This window comes from Kitasatospora sp. NPDC001175, assembly GCF_053598215.1.
Genome location: NZ_JBSFJU010000006.1, coordinates 1 through 11,806 on the forward strand (window position 1 = coordinate 1; position 11,806 = coordinate 11,806).

The window sequence follows — 11,806 nt, forward strand, 5'->3', positions numbered from 1 at the left end:
TCGGCCGTGCTTGCGCGGTCTCACCGGAGTCGTGCCGAGATCAACTGCACGGTGACCTCGCCGCCGTGCCCGTGCTGGACGCGCCGAAAGTCACCACCGTGATCGCCTGGCCGCCGCACAGTCGGTCCAGAGCCGTCGCCGGCCTTGTCCGGACTGCGACCCGTCTCCGGTAGTTCCAACACGCCTGGCCAGGTTCCACCTACCATGTCCCGGCTCACACGCGAGCCCCGGCACTGGGTGCTCAGCTCGCCAAGTGCCGCGCTCACTGGCCAACTGAAGCGCTCGGTCACATCCGCGGCGGCGGCCGAGCCGGCTAGTTGTTGCATGAATGTTCCGCACTGCGTATATTCATGCCAAGCTGCTGAGGAGGAACGTCATGGCTTTGCGCGTCGCCGTCGCCGGCGCCAGTGGGTACGCGGGTGGTGAGGTGCTGCGCCTCCTGCTCGGGCATCCGGAGGTGGAGATCGGTGCGCTGACCGGCGGGTCGAACGCCGGCACCCGGTTCGGCGAGCTGCAGCCGCACCTGCTGCCGCTGGCCGACCGGGTGCTGGAGCCGACCACGCCCGAGGTGCTGGCCGGGCACGACGTGGTGTTCCTCGGGCTGCCGCACGGGCAGTCCGCGGCGGTCGCCGAATCGCTCGGCGAGGACGTGCTGGTGGTGGACTGCGGCGCGGACTTCCGGCTGAAGGACGCGGCCGTCTGGGAGAAGTTCTACGGCTCCCCGCACGCGGGCACCTGGCCGTACGGCCTGCCCGAGCTGCCGGGCCACCGGGCCGCGCTCAAGGGCACCAAGCGGATCGCCGTCCCGGGCTGCTACCCGACGGCCGTATCGCTGGCGCTGTTCCCGGCGTACGCTGCGAGGTTGGCGGAGCCGGAGGCGGTGGTCGTGGCGGCCTCGGGCACCTCCGGCGCGGGCAAGGCGGTCAAGCCGCACCTGCTCGGCAGCGAGGTGATGGGGTCGATGAGCCCGTACGGCGTCGGCGGCGGGCACCGGCACACGCCGGAGATGGCGCAGAACCTGGCCCCGGTCGCGGGGGAGCCGGTCACCGTCTCGTTCACCCCGACCCTGGCCCCGATGCCGCGCGGCATCCTCGCCACCTGCTCGGCCAAGGCCAAGCAGGGCACCACCGCCGAACAACTGCGCGAGGCGTACGCGGCGGCCTTCGCGGGCGAGCCCTTCGTCCGCCTGTTGCCCGAGGGGCAGTGGCCGCAGACCAGCGCGGTCTACGGCTCCAACGCCGCGCTGATCCAGGTCGCCCTGGACGAGCACGCCGGGCGGATCATCGCGATCAGCGCGATCGACAACCTGGTGAAGGGCACCGCCGGCGGCGCGGTGCAGAGCATGAACATCGCCCTCGGCCTGCCGGAAGAGCTGGGCCTGTCCGTGAACGGAGTCGCACCGTGACAAGCAGTCGGAACGTGGGCGTGACCGCGGCGAAGGGCTTCCGCGCCGCCGGTGTCACCGCCGGGATCAAGGCCTCCGGTACCCCCGACCTGGCCCTGGTGGTCAACGACGGGCCGTTGCTCGCCGCCGCCGGCGTCTTCACCTCCAACCGGGTCAAGGCGGCCCCCGTCCTGTGGTCCGAGCAGGTGCTCAAGGGCGGCCGGGTCTGTGCCGTCATCCTCAACTCCGGTGGCGCCAACGCGTGTACGGGACCGCTCGGGTTCCAGGACACCCATGCGACGGCCGAGAAGGTGGCCGAGGAACTGAAGCTCAACGCGGCCGAGGTGGCCGTCGCCTCGACCGGTCTGATCGGCGTCCGGCTGCCGATGGACGTCCTGCTGCCCGGCGTCGAAATGGCTGTGCGGACGCTCGGTGAGGACGGCGGCGAGGCGGCCGCGATCGCCATCAAGACCACCGACACCGTGCACAAGACGGCCCAGGTGGCCGGGGACGGCTGGACGGTCGGCGGGATGGCCAAGGGCGCCGGCATGCTCGCGCCGGGCCTGGCCACCATGTTGGTGGTGCTCACCACTGACGCCGCGGTGGACAGCGAGGGCCTCGACGAGGCACTGCGCGCCGCGACCCGCACCACCTTCGACCGGGTGGACTCCGACGGCTGCATGTCCACCAACGACACCGTGCTGCTGCTGGCCTCCGGTGCCTCCCGGATCACGCCGGAGGCGGGCGAGTTCGCCGAGGCGGTGCGCACCGTCTGCGATGACCTGGCCCGGCAGCTGATCGGCGACGCCGAGGGTGCCAGCAAGGACATCCGGATCGACGTGGTCAACGCCGCCACCGAGCAGGAGGCGGTGGACGTCGCCCGGACAATCGCCCGCAACAACCTGCTCAAGTGCGCCATCCACGGCGAGGACCCCAACTGGGGCCGGGTGCTGGCCGCGATCGGCACCACCTCCGCCGCCTTCGACCCGGACGCCCTGGACGTCGCCATCAACGGCGTCTGGGTCTGCCGGGGAGGCAGCGTCGGCGAGGACCGCGACCTGGTGAGCATGAAGGACCGGGAAGTGGTCATCACCGCCGACCTGAACGCCGGTCAGGCCGCCGCCACCGTGTGGACCAACGACCTCACCGCCGACTACGTGCACGAGAACAGCGCCTACTCCACCTGAGCCGGGGGACACCACCGTGCAGATCGCACCCAAGGGCGAACAGGCCCGCAACAACACCGCACTGCCCAAGGCGATGACGCTGATCGAGGCGCTGCCCTGGCTGGAGCGCTTCCACGGCAAGACCGTAGTGATCAAGTTCGGCGGCAACGCCATGGTGGACGAGGATCTCAAGGCGGCCTTCGCCCAGGACGTGGTCTTCCTGCGCTACGCCGGGCTGCACCCGGTCGTGGTACACGGCGGCGGCCCGCAGATCAGCGCGCAGCTGGACCGGCTGGGCCTGGAGTCCTCCTTCACCAACGGCCTGCGGGTCACCACCCCGGAGACGATGGACGTGGTCCGGATGGTGCTGGCCGGCCAGGTGCAGCGCGAGCTGGTCGGGCTGCTGAACGAGCACGGCCCGTTCGCGGTCGGCCTGACCGGCGAGGATGCGCACACCATGACCGCCGTCAAGCGGTACGCGGTGGTGGACGGTGAGCAGGTGGACATCGGCCTGGTCGGGGACATCGTCAACATCGAGGCCGGCGCGGTGAAGGCGCTGATCGCGGACGGCCGGATCCCGGTCATCTCCAGCATCGCGCGCGGCGCCGACGGCCACGTCTACAACATCAACGCCGACACCGCCGCCTCCGCGCTCGCGGCCGCGCTCGGTGCGGAGATGCTGGTGGTCCTCACCGACGTCGAGGGGCTGTACGCGGACTGGCCGAACTCGGACGACGTGATCAGCCAGCTCAGCGCGAGCGAGCTGGAGAAGATGCTGCCGGACCTGGCCAGCGGGATGCTCCCCAAGATGGAGGGCTGTCTGCGGGCGGTGCGCTCGGGCGTGGGCACCGCGCGAGTACTGGACGGGCGGGTGCAGCACTCGCTGCTCCTGGAGATCTTCACCGACGAGGGCATCGGCACCATGGTCGTCCCGGACGACGAGGCGAGCGTGCTCGGGGGACTGGCATGACGAGCAACTCCGAACTCACCCGGCGCTGGCAGCACGCGCTGATGAACAACTACGGCACCCCCAGGATCCCACTGGTGCGCGGCGCCGGCGCCAAGGTCTGGGACGCCGACGGCAGGGAGTACCTGGACCTGGTCGGCGGGATCGCGGTGAACGCGCTCGGCACCGGACATGCGGCAGTGGTCGAGGCGGTCACCCGGCAGATCGGGCAGCTCGGCCACGTCTCCAACCTGTTCCTGGCCGAGCCGACGGTGCGGCTGGCCGAGCGGCTGATCGGGCTGTTCGGGCGCGAGGGCCGGGTGTTCTTCTGCAACTCGGGCGCCGAGGCCAACGAGGCCGCCTTCAAGATCAGCCGGCTCACCGGCCGCACCCACCTGGTCTCCGCCCAGGGCGCCTTCCACGGCCGGACCATGGGCGCGCTGGCACTCACCGCGCAGCCCGCCAAACAGGACCCGTTCCGCCCGCTGCCCGGGGACGTCACCCATGTTCCCTTCGGCGACATCGAGGCGCTGCGCGCGGCCGTCACCTCCGACACCGCCGCCGTGTTCCTGGAGCCGATCCAGGGTGAGAACGGCGCGATCCCGCTGCCGCCGGGCTATCTGAGGGCGGCTCGCGAAATCACCCGGGCCACCGGGACCCTGCTGGTGCTGGACGAGGTGCAGACCGGCGTCGGCCGCACCGGCCACTGGTTCGCCCACCAGGCCGAGGAGGGCGTCGACCCGGACATCGTCACCCTCGCCAAGGGCCTCGGCGGCGGGCTGCCGATCGGCGCGACCGTCGCCTTCGGCGCGGCGGCCGAACTGCTCCAGCCGGGCCAGCACGGCACCACCTTCGGTGGGAACCTGGTGGCCGCGGCCGCGGGCCTCGCGGTGCTGGACACCATCGAGGCCGAGGGCCTGCTGGAGCACGTCCAGAAGATCGGCGAACGGTTGCGCGCCGGGGTCGAGGCGATCGGCGATCCGCTCGTCTCGCACGTCAGGGGCGCCGGGCTGCTGCTGGGCATCGTGCTGACCGAGCCGGTCGCGGCACAGGTCCAGGCGGTGGCGCAGCAGACCGGGTTCCTGGTGAACGCGGCGGTGGCGGACGCGGTGCGGCTGGTTCCGCCACTGGTGCTGACCGAGCAGGAGGCGGACGACTTCCTCGCCGCCCTGCCGGAGATCCTGCGCACCGTGCGAGTCGCCGCCCCCGACGCGAAGCACGGCGCGTAGTCCGGGAGAATTATCAGTATGACCGTATCCCGACCCGACCAGCCCGCCGCCGGTCCGACGCCGCAGGTCCCGCAGACCCGTACGGCCAGGCACCGCCGGATCGTGGACCTGTTGACCCGTCAGCCCGTCCGCTCGCAGAGCCAGCTGGCCAAACTGCTGGCCGATGACGGACTCGTGGTCACCCAGGCCACCCTCTCCCGGGACCTGGACGAGCTGGGTGCGGTGAAGATCCGCAACCGGGACGGCGCGCTCATCTACGCCGTCCCGGCCGAGGGTGGTGACCGTACGCCGCGCGCGCCGATGGGGGAGTCCGCCAGCGAGGGCCGGATGGCCCGGCTGGCCGGCGAACTGATGGTGTCCGCGACGGCCTCCGGCAACCTGGTCGTACTGCGCACTCCGCCGGGCGCGGCGCAGTTCCTGGCCTCGGCGATCGACCAGGCGGAGGTGTTCGAGATCATCGGCACCATCGCGGGTGACGACACCGTGCTGCTGATCAGCCGTGACCCCTCCGGTGGCCAGGCCCTGGCCGACCACCTGATGCTACTGGCCCAGTCCAAGGCCCAGTAGCGGCTGCGCCGGCCGACCCGGGACCGCCCAGGAGCCCTGTGCTCCTGGGCGGTCCGCGTTTTCGGCCCACCACTCGGGCGGGCGGACGAATAGTTTTGATTTCCATACGAGGTCATGCATACTTATACCCATCACCGTATGGGGCGCGCACCTGCCGCCGACCCACCCGTTCGCACTGTTGTGAAGGAGAAAGCCGTGACCGAGCGCGTCGTACTCGCCTACTCGGGCGGTCTGGACACGTCCGTCTGCATCGGCTGGATCGCCGAGGAGACGGGCGCCGAGGTCATCGCCGTCGCCGTCGACGTCGGCCAGGGTGGCGAGGACCTCGAGGTCATCCGTCAGCGCGCGCTGGACTGCGGTGCGGTCGAGGCCGAGGTCGCGGACGCCCGTGAGGAGTTCGCCGACGAGTACTGCCTGCCGGCGCTCAAGGCCAACGCCCTCTACCAGGGCCAGTACCCGCTGGTCTCCGCGCTTTCCAGGCCGGTGATCGTCAAGCACCTGGTCGCCGCCGCGCAGAAGCACGGCGCCACCACCGTCGCCCACGGCTGCACCGGCAAGGGCAACGACCAGGTCCGCTTCGAGGTCGGCATCAACTCCCTTGCCCCCGCCCTGAAGTGCATCGCCCCGGTGCGCGACTACGCGATGACCCGGGACAAGGCGATCGCCTTCGCCGAGTCCAAGGGCCTGCCGATCGCGACCACCAAGAAGTCCCCGTACTCGATCGACCAGAACGTCTTCGGGCGGGCCGTCGAGACCGGCTTCCTGGAGGACATCTGGAACGCCCCGATCGAGGACGTCTACGAGTACACCCAGAACCCGGCCACCGCGCGCGAGGCCGACGAGGTCGTCATCACCTTCGAGGCGGGCGTCCCGGTCGCGATCGACGGCAGGAAGGTGACCGTCCTCCAGGCGATCGAGGAGCTCAACAAGCGGGCCGGCACCCAGGGCATCGGCCGCCTCGACATGGTCGAGGACCGGCTGGTCGGCATCAAGTCCCGGGAGATCTACGAGGCTCCCGGTGCGATCGCCCTGATCACTGCTCACCAGGCGCTGGAGAACGTCACCGTCGAGCGCGAACTCGCCCGCTACAAGCGGCAGGTGGAGCAGCGCTGGGCCGAACTCGTCTACGACGGCCTGTGGTTCTCCCCGCTCAAGCGCGCCCTGGACGGCTTCGTCAACGAGGCCAACCAGCACGTCAGCGGCGAGATCCGGATGGTGCTGCACGGCGGCCGCGCGGTGGTCAACGGTCGCAAGTCGGACCAGTCGCTGTACGACTTCAACCTCGCCACCTACGACACCGGCGACACCTTCGACCAGTCGATGTCCAAGGGCTTCATCGAGATCTTCGGGATGTCCTCGAAGATCGCCGCCCGCCGCGACCTGGCCTGATCCCTCCCCCACACCCGGTCCCGGCTGCACCCCCACGCAGCCGGGGCCGCCCCCTACCCCGCAGAAGGAGCCCCGCGATGTCGTCCGACCAGCCCTACTCGGGAGTCACTGATGTCCGTCTCTGGGGCGCGCGCTTCGCCGACGGTCCCTCCGAGGCGCTGGCCAAGCTCTCCGCCTCCGTCCACTTCGACTGGCGGCTCGCGCCGTACGACGTCGCAGGCTCCAAGGCGCACGCCCGGGTGCTGCACAAGGCCGGCCTGCTGAGCGAGGACGAGCTGGCCGCCATGCTGGCCGGTCTGGAGCAGCTGCTCGCCGACGTCGCCTCGGGTGCCTTCACCGGCACCGTCGCCGACGAGGACGTGCACACCGCCCTGGAGCGCGGCCTGCTGGAGCGGCTCGGCGCCGAACTGGGTGGCAAGCTCCGCGCCGGCCGCTCGCGCAACGACCAGATCGCCACCCTGTTCCGGATGTACCTGCGGGACCACGCGAAGACCATCGGTGGGCTGGTGCTGGACCTCCAGTACGCCCTGGTGAACCTCGCCGAGGCGCACCCCGACACCGCGATGCCGGGCCGCACCCACCTCCAGCACGCCCAGCCGGTGCTCTTCGCCCACCACGTCCTCGCGCACGCGCAGGCCCTCGGTCGGGACGCCGAGCGGCTGCGCCAGTGGGACGCCCGCACCGCCGTCTCCCCGTACGGCTCCGGCGCGCTGGCCGGCTCCTCGCTCGGCCTGGACCCGCAGGCGGTCGCCGCCGACCTCGGCTTCGAGGGCGGCTCGGTGGCGAACTCCATCGACGGGACCGCCTCGCGCGACTTCGTCGCCGAGTTCGCCTTCATCACGGCCATGATCGGGATCAACCTCTCCCGGATCGCCGAGGAGGTGATCATCTGGAACACCAAGGAGTTCGGCTTCATCACGCTGCACGACGCCTTCTCCACGGGCTCCTCGATCATGCCGCAGAAGAAGAACCCGGACATCGCCGAGCTGGCCCGGGGCAAGTCCGGCCGGCTGATCGGCAACCTGACCGGCCTGCTGGCCACCCTGAAGGCACTGCCGCTCGCCTACAACCGGGACCTCCAGGAGGACAAGGAGCCGGTCTTCGACTCCTGCGACACCCTCGAGGTCCTGCTGCCCGCCTTCACCGGCATGATGGCCACCCTCACCGTGCACCGCGAGCGCCTGGAGGAGCTGGCGCCGGCCGGGTTCTCGCTGGCCACCGACATCGCCGAGTGGCTGGTCCGGCAGGGTGTGCCGTTCCGGGTGGCGCACGAGGTGGCCGGGGCCTGTGTGAAGGTCTGCGAGTCCCAGGGCATCGAGCTCGCCGACCTGACGGACGCCCAGTTCGCCGAGATCTCCCCCCACCTCACGCCCGATGTCCGCTCGGTCCTCACCGTCCACGGCGCCATCGCCTCGCGCAACGCCCGCGGCGGTACCTCGCCTTCCGCAGTCGCCGCCCAGCTGGCCGAGCTCAAGGCCGACCTCGCCGTGCAGGCCGCCTGGCTCAAGGGCTGACCCGCACGGAGCAGTACCCACCGGGAAGCACCGGCCCGCCGAGGCGGGAGGGGCTCCCCGGCGGCGCGGGGCACCGCGCCAAGGGGGCACCCCGGCCGAAGACGGGGGTGGAAGGCTCCCGCCCGCACCCGGCCTCGGTGACCGGCTCGCACCCCGCCCCTCCCGCAGGGGCGGTGCGCACCGCTTCGCCGCAGGAATCGTGCGGGCGGGAGCCTTCCTCCCCCAGCCTTCGGCCTTGGGGGTCCCCCCGGCCGGAGGCTGGGGGATGGGGCTCCCCGGCCGAAGGCTGGGGGAAGGGCGCCCCCCTTCGCAGCGCTCCCCGCGCCCCCCGGCTGCGCTCCGGGCCGTTCCCCCCTAATGGGTTTTCCCGAGCAGCCGAGCGTCCCGCCGCATCCGATACTCGACCCATGGGTGCCAGAGCCGTCGCAGCACTCCGAAGAGGGTTCCGAGGCCAGCTGATCACCCCGGGCGACCCGGAGTACGACACGGCCCGAGCCGTGTGGAACGGCGCGATCGACCGGCACCCCGCACTGATCGCCCGCTGCACCGGCACCCCGGACGTCCTGCTGGCCGTCGAGGTGGCCCGCGAGTACGGGCTGTGGCCGACGATCCGTGGCGGCGGCCACAGCGTCGCCGGCCTCGCGGTCTGCGACGGCGGCCTGCTGATCGACCTCTCGCGGATGCGCGGCGTCCGGGTGGACTCCGGCCGTCGGATCGCGCACGCCGGTCCGGGCGCCACTTGGGCCGAGTTCGACCAGGAGACCCAGCGCCACGCCCTGGCGACCCCGGGCGGGCTGGTGTCCGGCAGCGGGATCGCCGGCACAACCCTCGGCGGAGGCTTCGGCTGGCTCAGCCGGGCCTACGGGCTGACCTGCGACAACCTGTTGGAGGCCGAGCTGGTGACCGCCGACGGACGGGTGGTCACGGCGAGCGCGGCACTGCACCCGGACCTGTTCCGGGGCATCCGGGGCGGCGGCGGCAACTTCGGCGTCGTCACCTCCCTGTCCTACCGGCTGCACCCGGTCGGCCCGCAGGTGCTCTGCGGCGAGCTGTACTTCGCGGCTGACGAGGCTCCGCAGGTGCTCCGTGCCGTCCGCACCCAGCTACGCGGTGCCCCCGACCAGCTGGGTGCCGTCTGCCTGCTCGGCACCGCACCGGCCGCACCCCACCTGCCCGCCCGACTGGCCGGCACCCCGGTCGTCCGGATCGGGCTGTGCCACGCCGGCCGACCCGAACGCGCGCGGGGCGCGGTGGCACCGCTGCGCGCCCTGCCCGGCGTACTCGCGGACACGATCCAGCTGCGCCCCTACACCGTGTGGCAGCGGACGCTGGACCCGGGGCGCGGCCCGGGTGCCCGCAACTACTGGAAGTCCGAGTACCTCTCCACCCTGGACGACCGCGCGATCGCCACCCTCACCGAGCACTTCGCGCGGATCACCTCACCGTCCTCCGAGATCCAGCTCGTCTTCCTCGGCGGCGCCATCGCCCGGGTCGGCCCCGACGACACCGCCTACACCCACCGCTCGGCGCCCTACCTGCTCAGCATCAACTCCCGCTGGGAGCACTCCGAGGAGGACCCCGGGCACACCGCCTGGACCAGAGGGCTGTGGAGCGCGATGCGGGCCTTCTCCTCCGGCGGAGGGTATGTGAACTTCCTCGGCCAGGAGGGCCCGGCACGGGTCCTGGAGGCGTACGGACCGGTGAAGTACCGGCAGCTCACCGCGCTCAAGGACGTCTGGGACCCGGGCAACCTGTTCCGCGTCAACCAGAACATCCCGCCCAGCTACTGACCGGGTGACCCGCCGTCACCGGCCGGGCCGACGGTCGGTCATACCGGGTGTGATCCCCGTCGCCGAGCTGCACCCCGCCTTCGCCCCGCTCGCCGCCGTGCTGGCACACCGGCACCGCCTCGACCCGCAGGACCTGGAACAGGAGGTCTGGCTGCGGGTGCTGGAACGGGCCGCCGACGGCACCCTGCCCCGTGACCGCGTCTCCTGGGTCCGGGCGCTCACCGTCCAGCTGACCGTCCAGCACACCGCCCGGTCGCCGCAGCCCCACCGGAGCGTGCGGCCGGTGCCCTCCGCCGAGGAGCAGCTGCTGACCGCCTACCGCCACCGCGCCGTACGGCGGGCGCTGGCCCGGCTGCCCGGACGCTGCCCCGAGCTGCTCACCGCACTGTCCGAGTCACCCGAACTGACGTACCAGCAGCTGGCGGAACGGCTTTGCCTGCCGAGGGGCAGCATTGGGCCGATCCGGTCACGCTGCCTGGGGTGCCTGCGGGCGCTGCTGTACAGCCACCGGCCGGAACGGCCGTCGGAGACCGGCTGGTGACGTCTGAGTGACGCTCACCACGTCGGGCATCCGGAAGGTTGAGATCCGGGGACGGCTGGGTAGAGCCGTGGCTAACGTCCTCCTTGACGGTGGCCGAGGCGGCCGGATACTGAGCGTGAGCGAGGGCCGGGCTCCGGAGACCGCGGGGTGCGGCGCTGCGCGACCCCCGGTCAGGGCCGATCCCCGTCCGGGGCACACCTCCGGCAGAGCACCCGGTGCCGCACCCACACCCGGCACCCGGGAACCAACGATGGGGAGGCCCCCGCACATGGGCATGAGCGTGATCATTTCGGTGGCGACCGAGGACGACGCGGAGCAGATCCTCAAGCTCCAGTACCTCGGCTACCAGAGCGAGGCCGAGCTGTACGGAGACTGGGGCATCGAGCCGCTGACGCAGACGCTGGGCAGCCTGCGGGCCGAACTCTCCGATCGGCACGTGCTGGTGGCCAAGCTGGGCGACGAGGTCGTCGGCACCGTCCGCGGCCGGGTGGAGGAGAACGGGGTCGCCCGGGTCGCCCGCCTGGTGGTCCACCCCCGGATGCAGCGCCACGGCCTCGGCGGCCGCCTGCTGGACGCCGTCGAACGGCAGCTGCTGGACCGGCACGACGTACGCTCCTTCGAACTCTCCACCGGACACCGCAGCCTCGCCAACCTCCGCCTCTACGCCCGGCACGGCTACCGCCAGCGGGAGGTCACCGAGGTGAGCCGCCGACTGAGCGTGGTCGCCTTGGAGAAGCCGGTGCACTCGGAGTACGCCGCCACCGCCTGAACGCCGGCGGCCGACGGCCGGGCGGCGGTGCCCGTACGGGCCGCCCGACCGTGCCTTCTGAGACAGTTCCCGGCAGCGCCCGGTCCCTGTGGACCGGGCGCTTGGGCTTGTGCCGTCAGGATCCTTCGCCTTGCAACCACTGGGTCGTGTCCGCAATGCGGACGGCTGGTCCTGGTAATTGGGACCCGGTGCATATGTCTGATTTACTAGCACCCATGACTGCGACAACGACCTGCACCCCCTCCGGCACCGTGCCGGCAGGTGAGCGCTGCATGTGCTGTCGAATGTGTCACTGCTGAGGGTCACCGCCCCTGCTCGCGCCCCGAAGCGAGCCCCGCTGAAGCGGCTCCACGCGCCCGTACCGCGGCGCTGCCGCACACCTTTTGGATCCGGACCCGTAAGGGCCATGCCCACGCGCGTCCCCGCCTGCCGGCGGCCACGATCGAGGTGTGGCAGCGGGACCCCCACCTCCCTTCACAGGCGTGCCCGAGGCATGCCGCTCACCGCCACC

10 protein-coding genes and 1 pseudogene are annotated in these 11,806 nt (G+C 71.7%); all 11 read left to right on the plus strand.

Annotation, left to right across the window (positions count from 1 at the left end; all coding sequences use genetic code 11):
• Positions 1-173: pseudogene (locus ACWDAK_RS06350) on the plus strand (LysR family transcriptional regulator); the annotation flags it as partial.
• Between the two features lie 203 nt (positions 174-376).
• Positions 377-1,405, plus strand: a complete 1,029-nt coding sequence (argC, locus tag ACWDAK_RS06355) for an N-acetyl-gamma-glutamyl-phosphate reductase (RefSeq protein ID WP_344637128.1) — start codon at positions 377-379, stop codon at positions 1,403-1,405.
• A 14-nt stretch (positions 1,406-1,419) separates the two neighbouring features.
• On the plus strand, positions 1,420-2,571 hold the full coding sequence (gene argJ / locus ACWDAK_RS06360; RefSeq protein WP_344637284.1) for a bifunctional glutamate N-acetyltransferase/amino-acid acetyltransferase ArgJ: 1,152 nt from the start codon (positions 1,420-1,422) through the stop codon (positions 2,569-2,571).
• Positions 2,572-2,644: 73 nt separating this feature from the next.
• Complete coding sequence (argB, locus tag ACWDAK_RS06365; protein ID WP_427395338.1) at positions 2,645-3,520, plus strand: acetylglutamate kinase; 876 nt, start codon at positions 2,645-2,647, stop codon at positions 3,518-3,520.
• The gene (locus tag ACWDAK_RS06370; RefSeq protein WP_427395327.1) at positions 3,517-4,725 is read left to right on the plus strand and encodes an acetylornithine transaminase; all 1,209 of its coding nucleotides are present in this window, start codon (positions 3,517-3,519) and stop codon (positions 4,723-4,725) included. Before argB ends, ACWDAK_RS06370 begins: the two co-directional genes overlap by 4 nt.
• A gap of 18 nt (positions 4,726-4,743) precedes the next feature.
• Entirely contained in the window at positions 4,744-5,292 is a 549-nt protein-coding gene (locus tag ACWDAK_RS06375) for an arginine repressor (protein WP_344637130.1), read from the plus strand.
• 195 nt (positions 5,293-5,487) lie between these two features.
• On the plus strand, positions 5,488-6,681 hold the full coding sequence (locus ACWDAK_RS06380; protein WP_344637131.1) for an argininosuccinate synthase: 1,194 nt from the start codon (positions 5,488-5,490) through the stop codon (positions 6,679-6,681).
• Between the two features lie 77 nt (positions 6,682-6,758).
• A complete protein-coding gene (argH, locus tag ACWDAK_RS06385) occupies positions 6,759-8,195 on the plus strand; it encodes an argininosuccinate lyase (protein ID WP_344637132.1) in 1,437 nt (478 codons plus the stop codon).
• A gap of 407 nt (positions 8,196-8,602) precedes the next feature.
• Positions 8,603-9,985 carry an FAD-binding oxidoreductase gene (locus tag ACWDAK_RS06390; protein WP_344637133.1) on the plus strand — a complete coding sequence of 461 codons (1,383 nt, stop codon included), beginning with the start codon at positions 8,603-8,605 and terminating at the stop codon, positions 9,983-9,985.
• Positions 9,986-10,034: 49 nt separating this feature from the next.
• Entirely contained in the window at positions 10,035-10,526 is a 492-nt protein-coding gene (locus tag ACWDAK_RS06395) for an RNA polymerase sigma factor (RefSeq protein ID WP_344637134.1), read from the plus strand.
• A 268-nt stretch (positions 10,527-10,794) separates the two neighbouring features.
• Positions 10,795-11,295: a GNAT family N-acetyltransferase gene (locus tag ACWDAK_RS06400; protein ID WP_344637135.1), complete on the plus strand. Its 501-nt coding sequence runs from the start codon at positions 10,795-10,797 to the stop codon at positions 11,293-11,295.
• Positions 11,296-11,806: the final 511 nt, after the last annotated feature.

Bases quoted from the DNA above. Each gene is read 5' to 3' on its own strand.
- argC (WP_344637128.1), top strand. From the start codon at position 377: ATGGCTTTGCGCGTCGCCGTCGCCGGCGCCAGTGGGTACGCGGGTGGT.
- ACWDAK_RS06375 (WP_344637130.1), top strand. From the start codon at position 4,744: ATGACCGTATCCCGACCCGACCAGCCCGCCGCCGGTCCGACGCCGCAG.
- argH (WP_344637132.1), top strand. From the start codon at position 6,759: ATGTCGTCCGACCAGCCCTACTCGGGAGTCACTGATGTCCGTCTCTGG.
- ACWDAK_RS06400 (WP_344637135.1), top strand. From the start codon at position 10,795: ATGGGCATGAGCGTGATCATTTCGGTGGCGACCGAGGACGACGCGGAG.
- argB (WP_427395338.1), top strand. From the start codon at position 2,645: ATGACGCTGATCGAGGCGCTGCCCTGGCTGGAGCGCTTCCACGGCAAG.
- ACWDAK_RS06370 (WP_427395327.1), top strand. From the start codon at position 3,517: ATGACGAGCAACTCCGAACTCACCCGGCGCTGGCAGCACGCGCTGATG.
- ACWDAK_RS06390 (WP_344637133.1), top strand. From the start codon at position 8,603: ATGGGTGCCAGAGCCGTCGCAGCACTCCGAAGAGGGTTCCGAGGCCAG.